At 60.2% G+C, this 23,216-nt stretch carries 19 protein-coding genes and 1 riboswitch; of the genes, 9 read left to right on the top strand and 10 right to left on the bottom strand.

Annotated features, from left to right (window positions below):
* Positions 1–32 precede the first annotated feature (32 nt).
* The 4 genes from I2F59_RS04965 (at position 33) to I2F59_RS04950 (ending at position 6,498) form a co-directional block, all read left to right on the top strand.
* Positions 33–521, top strand: coding sequence for a GNAT family N-acetyltransferase (locus I2F59_RS04965; RefSeq protein WP_195503448.1), 489 nt, complete (start codon positions 33–35; stop codon positions 519–521).
* A 255-nt stretch (positions 522–776) separates the two neighbouring features.
* A complete protein-coding gene (locus I2F59_RS04960) occupies positions 777–2,780 on the top strand; it encodes a GTP-binding protein (RefSeq protein WP_195503447.1) in 2,004 nt (667 codons plus the stop codon).
* 93 nt (positions 2,781–2,873) lie between these two features.
* A complete protein-coding gene (locus I2F59_RS04955; protein ID WP_195503446.1) occupies positions 2,874–3,992 on the top strand; it encodes an AAA family ATPase in 1,119 nt (372 codons plus the stop codon).
* Positions 3,985–6,498, top strand: a complete 2,514-nt coding sequence (locus I2F59_RS04950; protein WP_195503445.1) for an excinuclease ABC subunit UvrA — start codon at positions 3,985–3,987, stop codon at positions 6,496–6,498. The genes I2F59_RS04955 and I2F59_RS04950 overlap by 8 nt, the downstream gene beginning before the upstream one ends.
* A gap of 40 nt (positions 6,499–6,538) precedes the next feature.
* Here I2F59_RS04950 and I2F59_RS04945 read toward each other — a convergent pair whose 3' ends face one another.
* The 7 genes from I2F59_RS04945 to I2F59_RS04915 all read right to left on the bottom strand — a co-directional run bounded on the left by I2F59_RS04945 (position 6,539) and on the right by I2F59_RS04915 (position 15,125).
* Complete coding sequence (locus tag I2F59_RS04945; RefSeq protein ID WP_271755748.1) at positions 6,539–7,639, bottom strand: ATP-binding protein; 1,101 nt, start codon at positions 7,637–7,639, stop codon at positions 6,539–6,541.
* 142 nt (positions 7,640–7,781) lie between these two features.
* Positions 7,782–8,381: a tRNA (cytidine(34)-2'-O)-methyltransferase gene (locus I2F59_RS04940; protein WP_195503444.1), complete on the bottom strand. Its 600-nt coding sequence runs from the start codon at positions 8,379–8,381 to the stop codon at positions 7,782–7,784.
* Positions 8,382–8,482: 101 nt separating this feature from the next.
* Positions 8,483–9,613 (bottom strand): GTP-binding protein, encoded by a 1,131-nt coding sequence (locus I2F59_RS04935; protein ID WP_195503443.1) that lies wholly within the window; start codon positions 9,611–9,613, stop codon positions 8,483–8,485.
* 86 nt (positions 9,614–9,699) lie between these two features.
* Entirely contained in the window at positions 9,700–10,041 is a 342-nt protein-coding gene (locus I2F59_RS04930; protein ID WP_117769844.1) for an arsenate reductase family protein, read from the bottom strand.
* A gap of 11 nt (positions 10,042–10,052) precedes the next feature.
* The gene (locus tag I2F59_RS04925; protein WP_195503442.1) at positions 10,053–10,676 is read right to left on the bottom strand and encodes a flavodoxin family protein; all 624 of its coding nucleotides are present in this window, start codon (positions 10,674–10,676) and stop codon (positions 10,053–10,055) included.
* 74 nt (positions 10,677–10,750) lie between these two features.
* Positions 10,751–12,280 carry a diguanylate cyclase domain-containing protein gene (locus I2F59_RS04920; protein WP_195503441.1) on the bottom strand — a complete coding sequence of 510 codons (1,530 nt, stop codon included), beginning with the start codon at positions 12,278–12,280 and terminating at the stop codon, positions 10,751–10,753.
* A 127-nt stretch (positions 12,281–12,407) separates the two neighbouring features.
* On the bottom strand, positions 12,408–15,125 hold the full coding sequence (locus tag I2F59_RS04915; RefSeq protein WP_195503440.1) for a bifunctional diguanylate cyclase/phosphodiesterase: 2,718 nt from the start codon (positions 15,123–15,125) through the stop codon (positions 12,408–12,410).
* Between the two features lie 324 nt (positions 15,126–15,449).
* On the opposite strand from I2F59_RS04915, the gene I2F59_RS04910 reads away from it, so the two are divergent.
* Complete coding sequence (locus I2F59_RS04910) at positions 15,450–16,319, top strand: patatin-like phospholipase family protein (protein WP_195503439.1); 870 nt, start codon at positions 15,450–15,452, stop codon at positions 16,317–16,319.
* Between the two features lie 100 nt (positions 16,320–16,419).
* Here I2F59_RS04910 and I2F59_RS04905 read toward each other — a convergent pair whose 3' ends face one another.
* From I2F59_RS04905 to thiM, 3 genes are read right to left on the bottom strand one after another with little or no spacing between them, the layout of a single operon-like run.
* Positions 16,420–17,115: a thiamine phosphate synthase gene (locus I2F59_RS04905; RefSeq protein ID WP_006234517.1), complete on the bottom strand. Its 696-nt coding sequence runs from the start codon at positions 17,113–17,115 to the stop codon at positions 16,420–16,422.
* The gene (locus tag I2F59_RS04900; protein ID WP_225093307.1) at positions 17,112–17,453 is read right to left on the bottom strand and encodes a thiamine-binding protein; all 342 of its coding nucleotides are present in this window, start codon (positions 17,451–17,453) and stop codon (positions 17,112–17,114) included. The genes I2F59_RS04905 and I2F59_RS04900 overlap by 4 nt, the downstream gene beginning before the upstream one ends.
* A gap of 3 nt (positions 17,454–17,456) precedes the next feature.
* Entirely contained in the window at positions 17,457–18,296 is an 840-nt protein-coding gene (gene thiM, locus I2F59_RS04895) for a hydroxyethylthiazole kinase (protein WP_195503438.1), read from the bottom strand.
* A gap of 51 nt (positions 18,297–18,347) precedes the next feature.
* Positions 18,348–18,458: riboswitch (TPP riboswitch) on the bottom strand.
* 161 nt (positions 18,459–18,619) lie between these two features.
* Between thiM and I2F59_RS04890 the strand changes: the two genes are divergently transcribed.
* The 4 genes from I2F59_RS04890 (at position 18,620) to I2F59_RS04875 (ending at position 23,181) form a co-directional block, all read left to right on the top strand.
* The gene (locus I2F59_RS04890; protein WP_195503437.1) at positions 18,620–19,528 is read left to right on the top strand and encodes an HAD-IIB family hydrolase; all 909 of its coding nucleotides are present in this window, start codon (positions 18,620–18,622) and stop codon (positions 19,526–19,528) included.
* 10 nt (positions 19,529–19,538) lie between these two features.
* A complete protein-coding gene (locus I2F59_RS04885; RefSeq protein ID WP_195503436.1) occupies positions 19,539–20,435 on the top strand; it encodes a LysR family transcriptional regulator in 897 nt (298 codons plus the stop codon).
* Positions 20,436–20,589: 154 nt separating this feature from the next.
* Positions 20,590–21,723: a 5-methyltetrahydropteroyltriglutamate--homocysteine S-methyltransferase gene (locus tag I2F59_RS04880; protein ID WP_229065345.1), complete on the top strand. Its 1,134-nt coding sequence runs from the start codon at positions 20,590–20,592 to the stop codon at positions 21,721–21,723.
* Positions 21,724–21,846: 123 nt separating this feature from the next.
* Entirely contained in the window at positions 21,847–23,181 is a 1,335-nt protein-coding gene (locus I2F59_RS04875) for a uracil-xanthine permease family protein (RefSeq protein WP_195503434.1), read from the top strand.
* Positions 23,182–23,216: the final 35 nt, after the last annotated feature.

Below are 23,216 nucleotides of genomic sequence, written 5' to 3'. Positions count from 1 at the left end.
AGTGATACCAATAAACGTGAGGTCGCCGCGTGATGATCAGAAAAACCCTCGATACCGACATCCCCGCTGTCATGGCTATCTATGACGAGGCCCGTGCCTTTATGCGCGCGCATGGCAACGCCACACAATGGCCGGCAGGAACGCCCTCGGCTGAGCAGCTCAAAAGCGATATCGCTGCGGGCGGTAGCTATGTGTGCGAGGAAGACGGACGCGTGGTGGCGACGTTTGCCTTTCTGCCGGGGCCGGACAGTTCCTACGATGTGATCGAGGGCGGCCAGTGGCGCAGCGACACTCCGTACGCCGTGCTGCACCGTGTGGCGTCCGATGGCACCGTGCACGGCATCGCGGCTGCGATGTTTGCCTTTGCCAAGGAGCGTGCCGATCACCTGCGCATCGACACGCATCAGGACAACCTGCCCATGCAGGGTGCGAGTATTAAGGCGGGATTTGAGCGTGCCGGCGTCGTGTATGTGTCGGACGGTACGCCGCGCGTTGCCTTCGATTGGCTGCGCGAGGTGTAAGAGTGACGCCTCATATCAACAATTCGCGCGAACGAAAATGGCTCCGTGTGGGGCCATTTTCGTTCGCTGCGCTGTTTTGAAAGCCGGCTTTCGCAAGGCGCGAACCTACGAAAATCGCCGCGCGGCAACGCAGGGCGATGAGCTCGGTCGGGGGATAGGGCCCGCTTCGCCCGCCGGCCCGTAAATTGTATCATCCAGTGTGGAATGAGGATGCCTGTTGTCGCGTGCGATGGGTTTGTATATAAGAGGAGAGCCATGTCGAAGCAAGCGGTCGTTGGAATCTTGGCGCATGTCGATGCCGGCAAGACCACGTTGGCCGAGGCCATGCTGTTCAACGCGGGTCGCATTCGCAAGCGCGGCCGCGTGGACGATGGCGATTCGCATCTGGACACTAACACGATCGAGCGCGAGCGCGGTATCACGATCTTCTCGTCACAGGCTGTGCTCGACCACGGTGAAACCCACGTCATGCTCGTGGATGCACCGGGGCATGTCGATTTTTCTGCCGAGGCGGAGCGCACGATGCGCGCGCTGGACTACGCGATTTTGGTCGTGGGTGCCAACGATGGCGTGCAGGGGCATACCGAAACCCTGTGGCGCCTGCTTGCGCGCTATGACATCCCGACGTTCATCTTCATCAACAAAATCGATTTGGAGAATCCCGGCCGCGATGTTTTGCTGGCACAACTTAGGCAACGTCTTTCCGAGGACTGCCTGGATGCCAACGAACTGCTGGCGGGCGGCGCCGTTCAGGAGGACGCTGCTGCGTTGGACGAGGCGGCGCTCGAGGAGTTTTTTGAAGCGGGCGAGCTTTCTGTCGCAACGCTGTCGCGCATGGTTGCCGAGCGCAAGCTCTTTCCCTGCTTTGCCGGCTCGGCGCTCAAGGACCAAGGCGTGGACGAGCTGCTGGATGGCATATGCGCGCTGATGCGCGAACAGGCGTGGCTCCCGGAGTTTGCCGCGCGCGTCTATCGTGTCAGCCGCGGGGATCACGGCGAGCGTTTGGCTTGGGTTAAAGTGACCGGCGGCACGTTGCATGCCAAGCAGATGATTGACGGACGTTCCGGTGCCGAGGCATGGGAACAGAAGGTCGATCAGGTACGCATCTATAACGGCGAGAAGTATGAGCTTGCCCAAGAAGTTGCTGCTGGCGGTATTTGTGCTGTGACGGGTCTTGCGCACGTTCGCCCAGGGGACGCCCTGGGCGCGGAGCCCGCGGGCGATGCGCCCGTCATTGCTCCGGTCCTCACCTATACGGTGCTTCCGGGCGAACACGATGTCCACGCGGTGTTCAAAGCGCTGACTGAGTTGGCGGACGAAGATCCCATGCTCGGCGTAAGCTGGAACACGCATCTTGAACAAATACATCTGCAGCTCATGGGGGCGGTGCAGCTCGAGGTCGTGCAGCGGGTGTTGGCCGATCGTTTTGGCCTTTCGGTTGCGTTTGAGTCTGGCGGCATTCTCTATAAGGAGACTATTTCGCAGCCGGTCGAGGGCGTGGGCCACTTTGAGCCACTGCGCCACTATGCCGAGGTGCATCTGTGCCTGGAACCGTTGCCGGCGGGTTCGGGCGTGCAGTTTGGCACCGTGACCTCGACCGACGAGCTCGATCTTAACTGGCAGCGTCTGGCACTCACCAACGCCATGGAGCGCGATCACCTGGGCGTGCTGACCGGCTCGCCCATCACCGATGTGCGCATTACGCTCACGGGCGGCCGTGCGCATGCCAAACACACCGAGGGCGGCGATTTTCGCCAGGCCACGTACCGCGCGATTCGTCAGGGGCTCATGCAGGCGCGTGAGGCCGGCGCGACGGTGCTGTTGGAGCCGTGGTACCACTTTGAGGTTGAGGTGCCGGGGGAGTGCGTGGGCCGGGCGCTCTCGGATGCCACGCGCATGGGTGCCGAGTACGAGCCACCGACGATGGCGGGCGATCGGGCGACGCTTGTGGGTCGCGTACCGGCATCCGAGGTGCAGGATTACGCGCTGGAGGTGGCTGCCTACACGAGTGGTCGTGGGCATCTGTACCTGGAGTTCGCCGGCTATGCGCCTTGCCATGATGCCGAGTGCGTAATCGAGACGGCCGCCTATGAGCCCGAGGCCGATCTGCCCAACACGCCCGACTCGGTCTTTTGCTCTCACGGCGCCGGCTACACGGTCAAATGGTACGACGTACCCGCCGCAGCTCATGTAAAGGTCGATCCCGCCACCTTCCGCCCCTGGCGAGCGGCGGACGCCGAGTTTTTCGGCCATAGGTGATAGAGGGCCAGTTCCTTTGTCGTATGCTATTGGTGTAACTCGGTACAAGTTGGTATAACTATTACCAGGGTTTGCCAATCCGAGGAGGCCGACATGAATCCAAATCCCTTTAAGCCCACGGCTGGTAAGCGGCCTCCGATACTCATCGGTCGCGAGTCTGTTATCGAAGATTTTGAAGAAGGACTCGACAACGGCGCCGGAGCGCCGGGCAGGCTCATGCTCATTACGGGAAACCGCGGCTGTGGCAAAACGGTTCTCCTGCGGGAGCTGCAGCGTTTAGCCAGCGAGCGCGGATGGGCGGTTGTCTCCGATTCCGCTTCGCTTGGCTTATGCGACCGATTGACCGACGCGCTTCGCTCGAATAAACCCGTTGTGACGTCAATGGAGTTCGGGCCGTCGTTTGGCCGGATGTCGGTCGAGGCGGCGCGAGCAAAGGGCGAGACGTTACGAGGGCTGGTCAACGAGCGCCTCAAGAAGCTCGGTCCAGGCAAGGGCATACTGTTTGCGATTGACGAGGCGCAGTCTGCGTCTATCGAGGAGCTGGCGGCTCTTGCCGTTCTCTATCAGCAGGTGCTCGGAGACCAGGATGCCACGGGCTTGTCCGATAGCGATCAGCGCGGTCTTGCGCTGGTGCTCGCCGGCTTACCCAGCATGGTTGACGATCTGCTCGAAGAGCCGAGCGTAACGTTTTTGCGGCGTGCCCAGCAGCGTACGCTGGGGGCGATATCTTTGCCCAAGGTGCGCGATTCATATATCCAGACGGTCAAAGACGCTGGTCTTTACGTTGACGCGGAGACGGCGGACCTTGCGGCACACAAGAGCATGGGGCATCCCTATATGGTTCAGCTGGTGGGCTATTACATGTGGCGCTCTGCCGTCCGGCGTGGCTCTCAGGTCATTGAAAGGTGCGATGTCGAGAATGGCCATGCGGATGCCGTCTCCGAGTTCTACGAAGCGGTCGACGCGCCCCTGTATTATGGATTGCGCAGTCCGCAACGCCTCTTTATCGAGGCCATGGCTGCTGACGAGGGTAAACCGACGCGTATGGCGGATATCATTGAGCGCTGCGACCGTACTCAGAGTTGGGCGAGCAAATATCGCGCAAGCCTGATTCGCGAACGCGTCATCGAGGCTGCCGGATACGGTCTCGTCCGGTTTACCGTGCCCATGCTGGGCGAGTACATTCGCGATCGAGTTTTATGGCATGAGTAGGGTGATAAAGGTGACGGAACAGAAGATGAGCCCGCAGGCTATCGAGGTGCGTGGCGCGCGTGTCCATAACCTTAAGGACATCGATATTGATATCCCGCTGGGAAAGCTCGTGGGTATTGCCGGCGTGTCGGGTTCGGGCAAGAGTTCGCTGGCACTGGGGGTTCTTTATGCCGAGGGCTCGCGTCGCTACTTGGAAGCACTCAGCACCTATACTCGACGTCGCCTGACGCAGGCCGAGCATGCCCAGGTGGACGAGGTATTGCACGTACCGGCGGCCCTCGCATTGCATCAGCGCCCCAGCGTGCCGGGCGTGCGCTCGACCTTTGGTACCATGACCGAGCTCAACAACAGCCTGCGTCTGCTCTTTAGCCGTTGCGCCCATCACGTGTGCCCGCACTGCGGGGCGCGCGTGGAGCCGAGCCTTAACGTGGCTGCGGGCCTGTCGCTCACGTGCCCTGCATGCGGTCGCGAGTTCTACGCGCCGAGTGCCGAGGACCTTGCCTTTAACAGCGGCGGTGCGTGTCCCACCTGTGGTGGCACCGGTGTCATGCGCGAGGTGGACGAGGCGAGCCTGGTGCCCGATGAGTCAAAGACCATCAACGAGGGTGCGGTCCTTCCCTGGGGCACGCTCATGTGGGATCTGATGAAGCAGGTGGCAGGCGAGATGGGCGTGCGTACCGACGTGCCGTTTAACCAGCTCACGCCTCAAGAGCGCGACATCGTGTTCCACGGCCCGGCGGTTAAAAAACACATTCTCTACGTGCCCAAAAACGGCGAGGGCGCCACGCCGCTCGACTTTACCTATTACAACGCCGTCTATACCGTTGAGAATGCGCTCGCCAAGGTCAAGGACGATAAGGGCTTAAAACGCGTTGCTCGCTTTTTGCGCGAGGGAGCATGCCGCGATTGCGGTGGCACGCGTCTCTCCGAGGCTGCGCGCCAGCCCCAGGTGCGCGGTATCAATCTGGCGCAGGCGGCGGCCATGACGCTGGGCGAGGCGATTGAGTGGGTGCGCGGGGTGCCCGCATCCTTGCCGCCCGAGATGCGGCCCATGGCGACGGATATCTGCGATTCGTTTTTGAGCGCGGCCCGTCGCCTGGTCGACTTGGGCCTCGATTACCTTTCGCTCGATCGTGCTGGCGCCACGCTCTCCACGGGTGAGCGCCAGCGCGTGCAACTTGCTCGCGTGGTGCGCAACCGATCGACAGGCGTGCTTTATGTGCTGGACGAGCCTTCGATCGGCTTGCATCCTGCCAATGTCGACGGCTTGGTAGGCGTGATGCGCGATCTGGTGGATGACGGCAACACCGTGGTTGTTGTCGACCACGACACGCGCGTGCTGGCGGAGGCTGATTATCTGGTCGAGATGGGCCCCGTTGCCGGAGCAGGCGGCGGCAACGTGATCGCTGCTGGTACGGTAGACGAGATCGAACAATCGCAGGGCAGTCGCATCGCGCCGTTTTTGCGCTCAGAGTCCAAGCGCTTGCGTCCGCAGGTAACTGACGACGAAATGTTCGACCAGGGCCATATCCGTATGGCGACCGATACCATCCATACCGTCAAGCCACTCGAAGTCGATATCCCGCGCGGCCGCCTTGTCGCGGTAACGGGCGTTTCGGGTTCGGGTAAGACGACGCTCGTGCTCGAGACGCTCATCCCGGCGCTTAAGGCACAGGCAGCTGGCGAGCGCTTGCCACGCCATGTGCGCTGGATCGATGCCGAGGGCATCGCCCGTGCCAACCTGATTGACGCCACGCCCATCGGCGCCAACGTGCGCTCGACGGTGGCGACTTATGCCGACATCCATGATGAGTTGCGCCGCGCCTTCGCCCGTACGCCCGAGGCCAAGGCGGCCGGCTACAAGGCGGGTGCCTTTAGCTACAACACCGGCGCCTTGCGCTGCCCTACGTGCGACGGCACGGGCTCGATATCGCTCGACGTGCAGTTTTTGCCCGACGTCGAGATCGTCTGCCCGGCATGCCGTGGTTCGCGCTACGCCGAGGCCGCCTCGCATATCCATCGCGAGGGCAAGGACGGGAGCCTGCTTACGTTGCCGCAGCTCATGGACATGAGCGTGGACGAGGCCATCGACGCCACACTGGGACTCAAGAAAGTTCAGACGCGCTTGCAGACCTTGCACGACCTGGGCTTGGGTTATCTCACACTTGGCGAGCCCACACCGGCGCTTTCGGGCGGCGAGGCGCAGCGCCTTAAGCTTGCGAGCGAGATGGGCCGCGTGCAGGACGACGCCGTATTCGTGTTCGACGAGCCCACAATCGGACTACATCCGCTCGATGTTCAGGTGTTGCTGAGTGTGTTCGACGGCCTCGTTGCCAAGGGCGCCACAGTTATCGTGATCGAGCATGACCTCGACCTTATCCGTAACGCCGATTACGTGATCGACATGGGCCCAGGCGGTGGCGACGCGGGCGGGCAAATCGTCTGCGCCGGCACGCCGGGCGACATCGCAGCCTGCTCCAAGAGCATTACCGGTCGCTACCTATAGACAATGAGGCAAAGGGACAGCCCCTTTGCCTCATTGATGCCTATTTCACGCATTGAGCCGCGAGATAGTCGCGGAAGAATGGCAATTCAAATGCGACGAGCCCTCGTCCTCGTTCCCCGATGATGCCGGCATCTATCATGCGGCGTCGGTAGCGGGAGACCTGCTGCGGCGAACGCTTAAGGCGCTCGACAAGGTCGGCGGTGGTGGACTCTTCCTCGTCATCGAGCATGGCGATGAGGAATCGTTTGTCCTCCGCCGTGAGTTCCCGATAGGTTGCCGCGAGGATTCGGTCGTCCATCTCGTCGCGCGCTATTTTGATTCCCAGGTCAAAGTCGCGTGACGAGATTTCCTTCGAATCGCTTGTGAGATCCCAGGCACGGTAGCCTACGAGTTGCAACAGGAAGGGAAAACCAGAGATCGAGCGAACGGCTCTATCGATTCCCTCAGCATCTGCCAGGCGATCGTTTTCCTGGATTGTGCGAATCAAGGCCTCGCGTACGTCATAGTCGGCAATGCGACCCAGATGATATTGTTGGGCGCGGCGAAGGAACGAGACCGTCTTGTGGTTCAGCAACGTCGAGACATTGTTGGGAAGTCCCGCCATGAGCAGGGCGACGCGTTTCCCATCGGTCACAAAGTGCTGATACGTCGCTGCGAGCTGAATCATTTCGTCGAGTGTCGGGTCCACCTCGTCAACCGTGACGAGCAGACCGGTGCCCGCCTCGTTGAGCTGGTCGATGATGTCGCTCATGCGATAACGCCAGGTTGAGGCATCATGAACGCGATTGACCTCGATGCTGCCGAGCGGTGCAATTCCAAGACCGGTGACTTCGAAGTTGTTGGACGGGTCGATGAGGTGGCCTGCAGCACGTTTCGCCCCGAACTCGATTTCCTCAAGCATTCCCGGGAGCGCGGTCGTCTTTACGGCTATCCAGCCGTGGGATTCCGCCCTTGTCGCGAGCGACGACATGAGAGCGGTTTTACCGGTTCCACGCGCGCCTGAGAAGATCGAGGTCAATTCTGGGCGCCTGCGTTGGCTCAAGAAGGCACGGTCCAAATCCCGAATAATCTGTTGTCTGCCAGCGAGATGGGCAGGAACCTCGCCAAAACTGGGGGTAAACGGGTTCTCGAGATATTTCACAAGGCTCTCCTTTCACACCGCCGTTTAATTTCATTTTACTTTAGTTAATTCTGATTAAAAGTGACGGCTCGTTATCTAGAGCATCAATTAGGTGTGTGCCGTCGGCGTGGCGCTTGAATGTGACAAAGGGACAGCCCCTTTGTCACATTCCCGGAAAGCCTGTTTGGCGCAGCGCCTCGTAGAGGACGATGGCGGCGCTGTTGGAGAGGTTGAGTGCGCTGATACGATAGTCGTCCGGATTGACGAAGTTGCCGCAGATATCTTGTTGAAGGATGGCCTCGTGGCTGTCCTCGGTATGCCCGAGCGATTCCTCGTGAGCTTCCCAAGCCTCGGCGTTATCGAGTGAGTCACAATCGCGCAGCATCGGGATGCGCTCGCAACGCTCGGGAGCCGCGGCAAGCAGTGGCTCGGGAATCCCTGAGCTCTCGCTGCCAAAGACCAAGTAGTCGCCATCGCGGTAGGTACTTTGCGCATAGGTGCGGCGTGCCTTTTTGGTCAGCAGATGCAGGCGGCCATCGGCGGGGGAGAGGCCGTTGCGCGCAAGGAAGTCCTCCCAGCCGGCATAGGTCGTCACGTCCAAGTTTTGCCAGTAGCCCAGGCCGGCGCGACGTACCGTCTTGTCGTCGAGCGAAAACCCCAGCGGCTCCACCAGATGCAGGCGGGTGCCGGTAACCACGCAGGTGCGGCCGATATTGCCCGTATTGGCCGGAATCTCGGGCGCATACAGCACAATGTTGAACATGAATCTCCTTGGCTCAGAACGAAAAACCACCACGAAGGGGACAGGCACCTTCGTGGTGGTTTGGCGGTTACGTAGGCGGACAAATACCCGCTTGGATAAACCTAGGCGCGGTGCCAGTCGGTCAGGCAGGCATCGAGGGAGACGATGAGCGCATCCTTGTCCATGTGACGGCCGATGATGCACAGGCTCGTCATGCGGTCGCCCGTCTCGTCGTCCCAAATCTGCATGATCTCGGGGTTCTCGTCGATGATCTTCTGCTTCTCGCCCTCGGGCGCCGAGTCGACAAACAGGCCGTTCTCCATCAGGCGCATCTGGTGGCCAGCCTGCTCAAACATGTAGCACATGTCCGGATCGCCGGTCTGCCACAACGGACCCTTGACGCGAATGACCTCGTCGGGCCACTCCTGCTCAACAAAATCGGTGAACTTCTGCAGGTCAAACGGCTTGCGGCGCGAGTACACAAAAGTCTCGATGTCGTACTCGAGCACCTCGGGGTCGTCGTGCTCCTCGGGATGCTCCATGGCCTCGATCCAGGCGGCGGAGTTGTAGGCGCGCATAAAGTCGAAGCGGTCGGTGTCGAGCAGCTCCTCCATGGGGACCTCGCCGTTTTGGGCCTCGACGATCACGGCGTCTTTCTGCAGGCTGCGCACGATGGCCTTAAGCTCGGCGATCTGCTCAGGGCTCACGGTATCGGTCTTGTTGAGGATCAGCGTGGAGCAGAACTCGATCTGCTGGATGAGCAGGCTCTCGATGTCGTCCTCGTCGATATCCTCGGCCAGCAGGTCGCGACCGCCGTTGAACTCGTCGTACATGCGGGCGCAGTCGACCACGGCCACGATGTTGTCGAGCGCGAGCTTGGGCTCGCCGCCCACCTTGGCCTCGTCGCAGAAGCTCGAGATGGTGTAGGCGATGGGGATAGGCTCGCAAATGCCCGAGGCCTCGATGATGATGTAGTCGAAGTTGCCCGAATCGGCGATGCCCTGCAGCTGGTTGGCAAGGTCGTCCGAAAGCGTGCAGCAGATGCAGCCGTTGGTGAGCGGGATGAGGTCGTCGGTTTCGGAAAGACCGCCGTCGGCGATAAGGCTGGCGTCGACATTGATCTCGCCGATGTCGTTGACGATCACGGCGGCGCGGATGCCGCCGTCGTTAGCGAGGATGTGGTTGAGCAGCGTGGTCTTGCCGGCACCGAGGTATCCGGTAAGCATGATGATCTTCACGGGCTTGTTGGGCATGTGCCCTCCTTTGTTAGACATGGCTTACAGTTGAATCTTATGCCAAACGCCTGCTCTTATACCCACGCGCCGGCAAATAACACAGGCTACTCCCAGGCTCCCCATACATCGGGGCAATAACCGACGGTGGCCTTTTTGCCGTTGCGCACGATGGGCTCGGCTAGAACCTGCTGGTTTTCGAGCAGTTTGTCGAAGCGCTGGCTAGGGGTGAGGTGCTGGATGAGCGCGAGCGTCTCCTCGTCCTTGGCCTTGGGGTTGAGCAGCTTGTCGATGCCGCCGACCGCCTGCATCACGCTCGTGAGCTCGCCCTTGCTCATCTCCTTTTCCCTAAGGTCGATAAACTGCACCTTAATGCGGCGCTCCTTAAAATAGCGCTGGGCCTTCTTGGTATCGAAGGACTTCTTGGTGCCAAAAATCTGGATATTCATGTTCCGCCGCTCTATCGAATGAAGTTGGTCCTGGCGCGATCGCCTTCGGGGGCTTTGATGCCGGCGGCCTGTCCTGCCTCGATGCAGTGAAGGAGCCAGGCCATGTTTTTGCTGATGTTTCGCATGGTGGCCAGGCCCTCGGCGTCCTGGGCGGCCTCGCCCGGCATGGCACCAAAGACGTTGTTCCAGTACGTGGAGGCCACCACGGGCATCTGGTTGATAGTGAAGTACTTGTTGAGTACATCGAAGGTGGTCGACGTGCCGCCACGGCGGGCGACGGCGACCGCGGCACCCGGCTTGTGCGCAAAGGCCTTGCTGCCAGCATAGAATGCGCGGTCGAGAGCCGAGAGGATGCGTCCGCTGGGATGCGCATAGTAGACGGGGGAGCCAAAGACAAAGCCATCTGCCTGCTCGGCGGCAGCGATCAGCTCGTTCACCACGTCGTCGTCAAAGGTACAGCGACCGCCGAGCTTGCCGCACTGGCCGCAACCGATGCAATCGCGAATGGGCTTGGCGCCCAGCTGAAACACCTCGGTATCAATGCCTTCTGCATTAAGTTGCTCGGCGACCTCGGCGAGTGCGCGGGCGGTGTTGCCGTTTGCCTTGGGACTGCCATTGACCAAAAGAACCTTCATCACAAACTCCCTCTGCTGTTGGTGACTTCTGCAGAGGATTATCGCACGATGGGGGAGGCGGTGCGGGCGCGGTGCTAATCCAGTTTGGTACCTGGCACCTGCACGGCTTTACCGAGCAACGCTTTGAGCTCGTTCAAAATGGAAACGGGCTGTCGATCGACAGCGTCCAGATGAAGCGTCGCCACACGAATGGGCGGCTGATATTCAAGCGAGCCGATGAGCACGGGAGAACCCAGGAACCGCTCGATTTCGTCTGCGATCGCGTCGGTCTCTTCGGGATCAAAGTCGTCGAAAAGCGCCACGAATGTCGGCCCCGTCGAGCGGAACAGGCGACCCTTGCCGCGCGAGCATTCCATAAGGCAAGCGGCGCTTTCGGCGAGCACGCGGTCGCCTGCATCAAATCCAAAGCGGGCATTGACCTCGGCGATATCGTCAACCTTAATGGCAATAAAGCCTGCCTCGCGCGCCACGCGGCGCATCTCTCCAATAGCGTTGACCAGGGCGTGAATATCGCCCAGGCCCGTCACCGAGTCGGTCGTATCCGCTAGGCTTCGGTTGATGATGATGCCCACATACATGCTGGGCTCGGTATCGGTGCCGTCCAAGCGGTAACCCGTGCAGTCGCAAAGCGCGTATGCTCCGGTGGCATCCATTACGCGATACTGCATGTAGTGGAAGTGCCACGTGCCGTTTATCACCATGTCGAGCTCGGCGCGTACGTTGTCGCGGTCCTCGGGATGAACGCGGGCGAGCCACATGTCGACCGAGTTAAAAGGGTGCTGGGAGGGCAGGTCAAAATCGCGCACGGCGTTAACCGACCATTGCGATTCGCCCGTATCGAGGTTGAGGATGAACGGATAGCGCGTCTCGGAGCTCATGGAGATTGCTTGGAACACCCGGTCGTTGCAGGGAAGCTGATCGACGATTGGGCGTTGTGGTGCGTCATTGTCTTTCGGTTGCTGTACACGATGCATAAGCTTATAGCGATACATCTTGCGATCGGCATCCATCGTCATCTGGCGACGCGTGTCGCCGGCAAGTGGATCGACGCGCGAGCAGCCAAAGCTAAAGCTGGCGATCATGGGCGCCTTGCCACCTGAGCTCGCCTCGATCAGCCCGGCACGCACCTGCTCCAAGCGCTGCTCGAGTTCAGTCTCGTTTGCGGAGAGCGAGATAAGCACAAACTCGTCTCCACCGATACGGAACAGCATCTCATTGTGCTCCATGGTTTCGGAGAGCGTGCGGCAGATGCTCAGAATATAGCGATTGCCTTCGGCGTGGCCAAACCTATCATTGCAATGCTTGAGATGGTCGATGTCAATATAGGCGCAGGTGAAGGGATCGCCTTTGCGCCAGAGCTGCTCGACGTGACGGTCGAGTCCGCTGCGGTTGCCCAAGTTGGTGAGCGGGTCGATATAGGCGTTGCGCTCAAGCAGCTGGCGCTCTTGTTGCAGGATGGCATGCGTCTTTTGCAGTTGCTCACCAACGGCGCGTAGATCTGCAGGCAGCGCGGCAACATCGAGTTCGGCGGTCGAGACGCCATTCGCAAGTCGCTGAAGATAGGCAATAATCGATTGCTCGCCCATGCGGTACGACTCGTTCATGATGGATAACCTCCTTGGGCGGAAAAACGGTTTGTATCATATCCCCAATTCGGTTTGGATTGGGGATATAAGTTAGCCAATGGGGACAAATGCCCCTTTCGACGGTGGCGTTTTGCGCGCGAACGTATCAGTTATTATTGCCGCCATCGAGCAATGCCTCAAAATCCTTCACCGGCATGGGGCGGTAGTAGAGGAAGCCCTGAGCGTAGCGGGCGCCCATTTGTCGTAGCATGTTCGCCTGCTCATTTGTCTCGACGCCTTCGATTACAATGGGCAGATGGAGCGACTGCGCCATCTCGAGCATCGATAACACGATCTGCGCGCTGCGGCCTTGATCGCGGTCGGTGGGCACAAAGGTGCGGTCGAGCTTGATGACGTCGACGTTGACGTTCTTGAGCATCGCGAGCGTGGACTGACCGGTGCCAAAATCGTCCATATAGGTCGAGAAGCCGCGGGTGTGCAAGTCGGCTGTCAGTTTGTCCACGGCTTCGGACTCTCCCGTATAAGCCGTCTCGGTGATCTCGATGCGCATGAGCTCGGGCGGCAGGTTGTATTGGGCGGCGAGCGATCCCATATGCTCGGCAACGTCGCAGGCAAGAATGTCCACGCGAGACACATTAAGCGAGACCGGAACCACGCGAAGATCGCGATCGAGACGCTCGCGAAGCCATATGGCGACACCCTGCCAAATGTACTTGTCGAGCGTCACCACAAAGCCGCTTTCCTCGAGTGCGGGGATAAACGTTGCGGGCGAAATGAGAGAGCCGTCCTTGTCAATCCAGCGCGTAAGTGCCTCGGCGCCAATGATCTCGCCGGTTTCCATATCGACCTGGGGCTGCAGGTAGCACGTGATGCGGCCATTTGAGAGCGCGTACTGGAACTCGGTCAGCGTGCGGTGGAACGCAATCTCGTGTTCATATTCTTCGGGGCGGAAAATAGCAATGCGCTCCTTGAAGTCGTTTTTGGCGCGTCGATTGGTAAACATGGCCTTTGCCTGCGCATCGATGGTGATCTCCTCATTGGAGTCGATGGGGTAAATGCCCATGGACGGCCAAAAACCTACGCCGTCATCATGCCTGGCTACTGCCTCGCGAACGCGGTTGTAGATTTGATGGACGGTGATGTGCTTAAAGGGGATGAGTACGCAAAAGTCATCTTGGCCCCAGTACCCTGCGACGCCCATATCGGCATTCTCGATGTCCTTGAGGACCGTGCCCACATCGGCGAGTACGCGGTCGCCCTCGGCCTGGCCGTGCCATTCATTAAACAGGCGCATGTGACCCATGTCGACGGTGGCGATGCACCAGGTGTCGTCGCGCCTTGCCTCGAGAAATGCGTTGGCGCGCCGCATAAACTCGCTGGGTCGATAGAGACCCGTGAGCGAGTCGATACGTTCGGCGATGGCGCTTTTGCGCTCCGCCTCGGGTATGGGGAGGCTGTCGTTGGGAACAAGCCCGCCGGCCGTGCGAAGGCGACGGTCGAGTTCGCCTAAAACGGCGGTCGCTTGATGGGCTAAGTGCTCGTAAAAGGCCGGGACGACAAGGCAGACGGGAGTAATGGTGTCGCCTGCGATTTGAACAGGAGCGAAAACGGCCTCTTTAAGGTGGCGGGTCAGTTGCTCGAATGCCTCGTGGTCCAAATCGTTGCTGAGCACGACGAACTGGACGCTTCGTGAACGGAAGACCCGGCTTCTGCCGCGGGTGATCGACAGCATGCGGCCTGCGTATTCGGCAAGCATGCTGTCGACAGCCTCGGCCCCGTAGAGCTCGTTGAGATTCGCCGTGCCACGAATGCGCACCGCTATAAGCCCCGTCTCGCAGCGGTCGCGACGGCAGGCATCGATAGCGTTGACCAGCATGCGCTGCGTTCCGAGGCCTGTGGCGGCGTCGACGGTTTCGACAAGCGAGTGGTTGACGAGCTCGCCGACATAGAGCGAGGGGACATTTCCGTCGCCGTCGATGCGAAACCCGCGAGCACGGCAGAGAACGTAGTCACCCGCGGCATTGCGCATGCGGTACTGCATGACGCGGCGGTGTTTGGAGCCGTTAAAGATCTGGTTGATGTCGTTGGCGTAGGCCTCGAGGTCATCGGGATGGACGCGCGTCTTCCAGAAATCGCGGCAGCTGTCTATGTGCTCCGAAGGAAGACCGAGATCGCGCAAGGCACCTTGCGACCAAAGGGTGCGGTCCTTGTCCAAGTTCTCGATAAAGAAATAACGGCCTTCGTTGAGCATCGAAAAGGCGTCGAAAATACGGTCGCTTATTTCGAAGTCGTCGGTGTGGACTTGCGCGATATTACGTCGATCAAGATGCATGGCATGACGTAGCTTGTAGTCGTACATGCGATGGTCGGCATCGAGTGTCATGCGATTGGAGGCTTCGCCCAGGGCGGGGTCGGCGTGTGCCACTCCGTAGCTAAACGAGTGGGGCATCTCGGAATCGTTGTTTTTGAGCAGGATCGTTCGGCAGTGTTCCAGACGTTCGGCGAGGTCGTCCTCGGTCGCAATCGTAGATAGGATGGCAAACTCGTCGCCTCCCAGACGAAATGCCGCCTCGTCTACCTTCATATACAGCTTGAGATAAAGGCTTACCTGCAAGATATAGCGGTTGCCCTCGTCGTGGCCAAAGACATCGTTGCAGTGCTTGAGATTGTCGATATCGATGAACGCCATGGTAACGGGGGCGTCCTGCTCCCAGAGCTCCTCGAGGGAACGGGCAAAGCCGCCGCGGTTGCCAAGTCCGGTAAGCTGGTCGGTAAAGGCGGTCCTAATCAGATCATCCTGACGCTCGAGAAGGTCGCGGACGGTCTTTTCGAGCGTTTCGGTGTAATTGCTGACAGTTTCCATGTTCTAAGCGGCTTTCTGAGGTCGGGGCGGATTGCGTCGGGCGAGCTCGTTGTGTACACGCGTCGTTGCTCGGCGTTTTGCGTGTATCCAGGCCCCCGTCTTGCTGCGTTGTTGGGTTAATTTGCCGACGAATGTTCGCTGTTGATAACTGCTGAGTAGCATAAACAGCAGTGCACAATTATAGATGGGTGCACATGCTGCGGGCGGCTATTATTCGACAAGCGGTAGCGCGACGATGCGATGCTTGATAAAAATGCGACTGAGACGATATATGTTGACGGGTATACTTGTCCCGGTTTAAAACGCGGGAACGGAGATGGTCGCATGGCACAGTCAAATATGACGCGCACGGTGGGGCTGGCGCTCGAGGGAGGCGGCTACCGCGGTATGTATACGGCGGGCGTGCTCGACGTTTGGATGGAGCACGGTTTGACCTGCGACCATATGGTGGGTGTCTCGGCAGGAGCGGCGTTTGGCTACAACTTTAAATCACGACAGATCGGCCGTGCCATTCGCTACAACAAGGCCTATTGCGCCGACAAGCGCTATGCGGGTGTAGCAAGCTGGCTGCGAACTGGCGATATGTTCAATGCCGATTTTGCCTATCACGAGGTGCCCATCGAGCGCGATCCCATCGACTTGGAGACGTATCGCGCCTGCCCCATGCGATTTACGTGCGTGTGTACCGATATCGAGACGGGCAAGGCCGTCTATCACGACCTGCCCTATGGCGACGAGCGTGATATCGAGTGGATCCGGGCGTCGTCGGCGATTCCCGTGGCGACGCGTCCCGTTGTTATTGACGGGCATAAGTATCTGGATGGCGGCGTGGCTGATTCTATTCCCAGTGCATGGCTGTTTGCGCAGGGATATGACCGAAACATCGTGGTACTCACGCAGCCGGCGGGCTTTGTGAAGCAGCCCAACAGCGTGATGCCCATGCTGCGGCGCGTGTTCCGTCACTACCCGGAGTTTGTTGCAGCGCTTGAGCATCGGCATGAGGTCTACAATGCCACGCTCGATGACCTGGCACGTCGCGAGGCTGCCGGCGAGGTCTTTGTGGTGCGGCCGAGCGAATCGGTGAAGGTGCCGTCGCTGTGCCGCGAGCCCGATGAGCTCGAGCGCATCTACCAGGTCGGTCGTCGTGATGCGGAGGCGACCTTGCCGGCGTTGGAAGCGTATCTGGCGGGGTAGGGGCTGTGGCGGAAAGCGCATCCCAAAATGGACGTCCAAACTGGGATGCGCTTTCCATTGCTGAAGATATGAGGCTGCGGATCAGCTGCTCGGCTTATGCCTATGCCTGCTGCCAGGTGTCGACGAGCTCCTTGGCCGCGGCGTAGGGGTCGTCGGCACTGCAGACGGCGCTCACCACAAAGAAGCCATCGACGCCGGTTGCCTTAAGCTGCGGCAGGTCGGCCGTCTTGACGCCGCCGCCCACCACGATGGGCACGGGGCTTGCCGCGTGGAGGGCAGCCAGGTCCTCAAAGCTCTTGGTGATGATGGAGCCATCGGCCGCGCGTCCGCAGTCGCGCTTGGTCTCGGTCTCGTGGAGTGGGCCGATGCCCAGGTAGTCGACTAGGCTCATGTCGGCGGTCTTGACGTACTCGAGCATCTCCTCGCAACGGGCCGAAAGGCCCACGATGGCGTCGGGGCCCAGCAGCTTGCGACAGACCTCGACGGGAATATCGCTCTGGCCCACGTGCACGCCGTCGACAGCGATGCCCTGCTCGCGCGCGGCAAGCACGCAGTCCAGGCGGTCGTCGATCAGCAGGGCGACCTGACCGGTCTTGCCGGCCTGTGCGATTGCCTGCGCGGCGTCGCCCGTCAGCGCAATAATCTCGCGGGCGCTTGCCACCTTGGAGCGCACCTGGATGCAGGTAAAGCCTGCGTCGAGCGCCTGGGCCACCACATCGCCCACGGGACGCCCGAGCGTGTTTTCGGGGCCGAGTACCAGATAGGCCGAGATATCAAGGTTGTCGCGGATGCTCATCGTGCTTCCTCCTGCTTTTTGATCTGTGCTTCCATGCGCTCGAGCTTGCCGGTCATGGTGTCGGTAAATCCGGGTCGAATATCGGCTTTGAGCACGACTTCGGTGCGGATGCCCTTGCTCGCCAACACAAAGGTTGCGTCGCGCACGACCTGCATGACCTCGTCCCAGTCGCCCTCGATCTCGGTGAACATCGAGGTGGTGCGGTTGGGAAGGCCGCTCTCGCGAATGACGCGCACGACCTCGGCGACCTCGGCGGACAGCTCGTCGCCGGTGCCGCACGGGGCGATGGCCACGGCGACGAGCGTGTTCATGCCGGCATTGGTTGCGGGCTCGGACATGGCTTATGCCTCCTCGAGCTCGAGTTGGTTATCGGCAATGTCCTGGGCGGTTGCGCGGTAGAGCTCGTCGATAAAGGCGACCTTAAAGCTTGCCGGGGCATCGGCGACAGCGGCGGCACGCGTGCCGGCAACGTTGTAGACGGCGGCGCCGCAGATGACTGCCGTAAACGGGTCGGCGGCACAGGCGTACACGGCCAGCACGCCGCCCTGCGAGCAGCCGCAGCCGGTGATCTTGGACATGAGCGGGCTGCCGCCGTGGGACTTGGCCACGGTCGTGCCGTCGGTGATCAGGTCGACTTCACCCGAGACCACTACGGCGCCGCCGGTGTAGCGGGCGAGCGCCACGGCGGCGTCGCGGGCGGCGTCGACCGTGTCGGTGGTATCGACACCGCGCACGCGGCTCAGATCAGCCGCCTCGCCCTCAAGGCCCCACAGGCCGGCGAGCGCGATAATCTCGGAGGCGTTGCCGCGCACGATGGCGGGCTTGTACTGCTTGAGCTCGTTTACCAGCTGGGTGCGCAGGCTACCGATGCCCAGGCCAACCGGATCGAGCACCCAGGGCTTGCCGGCATCGTGTGCTGCCTTGGCCGCGCGGGGAATCGTTTGCTCGTAGATGGGGAAGAGCGTGCCCATATTGAGATAGATGGCGCCGCCGCCGGCAACGAGTGCCTCGCCCTCGTCGGGCAGATAGACCATGGCGGCCGAACCGCCCACGGCGAGCTGCGCGTTGGCGACAAAGTCGATCGTCACCGTGTTGGTGATAGAGCCGGCCATCGGATTGGTGGCACGAATCTCCTCCACGGCCTTCACCACATTTTGCTTAAGCTGTTCCGAATCAATCACTGCACATGCCTCCTTGGCATAGAAAAGGGGCGCTGTGCATAGACAGCGCCCCTGTAAAGGCGGCATGCTCCCTACGCCAGCATTAACTGACAGGTTCAAAGGATTGGGCCCCATGCCCTCTCAGCCTTGTGGTTTGCACCGCCGGCACTCCCGCATCGAATCTGTTGTTCCCTATACTAGCGCACCTGCCAAAAAGGGACAGGTTTATTTTGGCAGGTGGCAACTGGGGCGCTGCATTTTCCCAGATAAAACCAGCCAAAATAAACCTGTCTCTTATTGGCAGGTCGTTACAATGGTTAGGGTGAAAACGACTGGGGGACTCTATGATCAAACTTGTGCTAACCGATATAGACGATACGCTGATTCCGGCTGGGCATGACGGCGCCAGCGACTACGCCATTGAGGGCATTCATGTCATGCAGGCGGCGGGTCTGCACTTTGGACCGGTTTCGGGCCGCCAGCCGTCCGCGATGGGCTGGATGTTCAAAAATCGTTCCGAGTGTTTTTCGACCGGTGCGTTCTGTAACGGCCAGGTCATGTTTGTGGACGGCGAGGCGGTAGCCTCGCATGCGACCGACAACGCCGCCCTTATGCGCTTGGCTGACTACTTGGAGCAAGAGACCGATGATACGTATCTGAAGGTCTACAGCCTGGGTGATGACTTTTGGAATAACGATGCCTACTGCGTGACGAGCGATCTCGAGCGCGTGCGCCGCGCCATGGAGTCGGGCGGCAACGCGTGGCTCAAAGGCGAAGAGGCCCCGTGCCGTCCTGTTGTCGATGATGCCCCGGTATACAAGGCGAATATCTGGAGCGCCCGCTCGCGCGAAGAGCTCGCTGAGCTGCGCGAGCGCATTGCCGCCGAGGTGCCGGAGCTCTCGCTTGTGTTTCCCAACAACCGGGTGCGCCTGCTCGACATTCTTCCAGCAGGTTGGGACAAGGGTTGCGCTGCGCTGGAGCTGGCGCGCGCTTTGGGCCTGACGCCCGACGAGGTGGCCGTATTTGGCGATTCCGATAACGACCTGCCCATGATCGATGCTGTTCCCAACTCCGTTGCAGTCGCCAATGCCAACGAGGCCGTCACGGCTGCCGCACGCTGGCATATCGGCGCCGCGGCAGACGATGCGGTTGCCGGGGCTCTGCATCAGATTGCCGCCTGCGCCGCGACGGGGGAGATGCCGCCGTTTATGCGTCAGATGGATGCGACGGGTTTCGACGTCACGAACGTCTAGGGAGGCCATCATGAAGCTCCAGCAGCTCAGATATGTCGTCAAAGTTGCCGAATGCGGCAGCATCACCGAGGCCTCGCGCCGGCTCTTTGTGTCGCAGCCTTCGATTACCGCATCGATTCGCGATCTCGAAAACGAGATGGGCGTGCACATCTTTGAGCGCACTAACAAGGGCGTCGTTGTGTCCGAGGAAGGCGAGACCTTCTTGGGCTATGCGCGCCAGGTACTCGACCAGGCCGACCTGCTCGAGGGCAAGTACAAGGGCGCTTCCGAGCAGGTGCCGCACTTTAGTGTGAGCTGCCAGCATTATTCCTTTGCCGTTAACGCGTTTGTTGACGTGATTCGCGAGTTCGATGCCGCGCGTTACGACTTTACCCTGCGCGAGGAGCAAACCCACGAGATTATCGAGGACGTCGCGCACATGAAAAGCGAGCTCGGCATCCTGTATCTGTCGGAGCACAATCGCGAGGTCATCGAGCGCATGCTGGCGGCCAACGAGCTCGTGTTCGAAGGACTCTTCTGCGCCACGCCACACGTCTTTGTGTGTGCCGACCATCCGCTGGCGGACCACGCCAGCGTGACGCTCGAAGACCTCGAGGACTACCCATTTTTGTCCTATGAGCAGGGTAGCTACAATTCGTTTTACTATTCCGAGGAGCTGACCTCGACCTTTGAGCGCCGCAAGAATATCCGCGTGCGTGACCGTGCGACGTTGTTCAACCTGGTCATGGGCCTCAACGGCTACACGGTGTGCTCGGGCGTGATCAGCCATGAACTTAACGGCCCCGGTATTATCTCCATTCCGCTCGATGTAGACGAGTACATGGAGATCGGCATTATCACACGCAAAAATACGACGCTCACGCGCTATGGACAGGCCTATATCGACGCGATTCGTCAACATATTTAGCCGCTGCGTTCTGCACGGGTCAAATCTCTTTATGGCAGTCCCAACTGATATAGGAAGCATCTATATCAAACTGTTATAAACATATATTTTACGATGGCCATATGAGCGCTCATACTCTGTCCCAGTAAAGCAACCAATGCAAAGGGAGATATCTATGAGCACTTCGATTCAACCGAACGCGCCGTTTCGCGCCGATATCGTCGGCAGTTTTCTTCGTCCGCAGGCCGTGAAGGACGCCCGTGCCGCCTACGCCGCGGGTACGCTCGATGACGACGGCCTTAAGGCCGTCGAGGACGATGCCATTCGCGATTTGGTGGCAAAGCAGAAGGCGGCCGGCCTGCAGGTCATCACCGATGGCGAGTTTCGCCGCAGTTACTGGCACCTCGACTTTATGTGGGGGCTCAACGGCATTGAACGCCGTACCTCGCGTACGGGCTATATGTTCCACGACGAGGAGACCACGGCCGATACCGCCGTGGTGACCGGCCCCATCAGCGGCGAGAACCACCCCTTCGTCGAGCACTTTAAGTTTGTCAAGGCACTTGAGGGCGAGGGTCACGTTGCACGCCAGACCATCCCGGCGCCGATTCAGACGTTCTCCGAAGTCACGCTCGACCGCTGCGATGGCCAGCAGGAAAGCCTGCGCGCTGTCTACAAGACCGACGAAGAGCTCGCCGATGCCATCGCCGCAGCATACCGCACCGTGATTGCCGACCTGTATGCCGCAGGCTGCCGCAACATTCAATTTGATGACTGCACCTGGGGCATCTATTGCGATACCGACTTTGTGTCCAAGACTGGCATGAGCCCGGTTGACCTGCAAAAGGTGAGCGAGCTGGGCGTGGCGCTCAACAACGCCGCCATCGCGGACAAGCCCGACGATTTGGTTATCAACACGCATGTATGCCGCGGCAACTACCACTCCACCTACGCTTTTGAGGGCGGCTACGACCCCATCGCGCCGTACCTGTTTGCGCATGAGGATGTCGATGCGTTCTATCTGGAGTTCGATACGCCGCGCGCCGGTGGTTTTGAGCCGCTCAAGCACGTCGCTCCCGGCAAGAAGGTCGTGCTGGGCTTGGTGACCACCAAGGCGGCAGAGCTCGAGAACGAGGATGTTATTGTAGAGCGCATCCACGAGGCTGCAAAGTATGTTCCGCTCGAGAACCTGTATCTGTCTCCGCAGTGTGGCTTTGCCAGCTGCGAGATTGGCAACAAGTTGACCGAGGACGAGCAGTGGGCGAAGATCGCGCTGGTCAAGCGCATTGCCGAGCGCGTTTGGAAATAGCGCTAGCGTTTGCAGGTGGCGGCGCGTGCGAGGCATGGCGTATCGCGTACAATGGTTCGGATCGTATCGTTCGGGGCAGGTTATCCGATATGCCCGATCGCCCTTCCATTCGAAAGGACATCCATGTCCCAGTCCTCGACGCCCGCCGTCGCCGATGCCATCTACGATGCGTCGTCGCTCGGCCGCCCGCGCATGTTTTTGCTCGGCCTGCAGCATCTGTTTGCCATGTTTGGCGCCACCGTGCTGGTACCCGTGCTCACCGGTCTCTCGGTTTCGGCAACGCTTTTGTTTGCCGGCCTGGGCACGCTCCTGTTCCACTTCCTGTCGCGCGGTAAGGTGCCGGCATTTTTGGGCTCATCGTTTGCCTTTATTGCCGGTTATGCCGCAATCGCGCCCAACGGCGAGACCGAGCTTTTGCCCTACGCCTGCCTGGGCGTAGCCTGCGCCGGTCTGCTCTATCCGGTGCTGGCGGCGCTCTTCCGCGCGTTTGGCGCCAAGCGCGTTATGCGCTTCTTCCCGCCGGTGGTGACTGGCCCTATCGTCATTTCCATCGGCTTGATTCTGGCGAGCTCCGCTATTGCCAACTGCCAGACCAACTGGTTTGTGGCTGTTATTGCCGTTGCCGTTATCGTGATCTGCAACATCTGGGGCCGCGGCATGGTCAAGATTGTGCCGATTTTGCTGGGCGTTGTGGTGAGCTATGCCGTTGCGACTGCGCTGGGCGAGGTCGATTTTTCGGGCGTCGCGGCCGCTCCCTGGGTTGGCTTGCCCGTCGTGTGGGACAACACCGTGTTTGCACTCTTTGGCCCGCAGTTCGATAGCGGTCTTGCCACGACGGCCATCATCACCATCATGCCGCTGGCTTTCGCGACCATGATCGAGCATATCGGCGATATCTCTGCTATCGGTTCGACTTGCGAGCGCAACTACATTGCCGATCCCGGTCTGCATCGCACGCTGCTCGGCGACGGCCTTGCCACGATTCTGGCTTCGCTCTTTGGCGCTCCGGCCAACACTACGTATGGTGAGAACACCGGCGTGCTCGCCCTGACGCGCGTGTTCGACCCGCGCGTAATTCGAATTGCCGCGTGTTGCGCCATCGTGCTTTCGTTCTGCCCCAAGTTCGCGGCTGTCATTGCGGCCATGCCGGCGTGTGTGATCGGCGGTGTGTCGCTCGTGCTCTACGGCATGATCAGCGCTGTGGGCGTCCGCAACCTCATCGAGAACCAGGTCGATTTCCAGAACAACCGCAACGTGCTGGTTGCCGCGCTGGTGCTCGTGCTTTCGCTCGGCATCGCGTACAGCACCGCCGGCGCCATCGTGTTGGAGCTGGGCGGCGTGACCATTTCGCTGTCCGGCATTGCCGTGGGCTCACTGGTGGGCATTGTGCTCAACGCCATCCTGCCGGGTAACGACTTTGAGTTTGATGTCTCCGAGCTCGAGGAGGCTGCTGAGTAGCAGCTGCGTTCAGCTAAAACAAGATATGGTGCCCA

This window comes from Collinsella aerofaciens (assembly GCF_015556945.1).
Classification (GTDB): Bacteria; Actinomycetota; Coriobacteriia; order Coriobacteriales; family Coriobacteriaceae; genus Collinsella; species Collinsella aerofaciens_AO.
The sequence above is the reverse complement of the archived record's forward strand: the minus strand, read 5'-3'. Positions and strand labels throughout refer to the sequence as shown.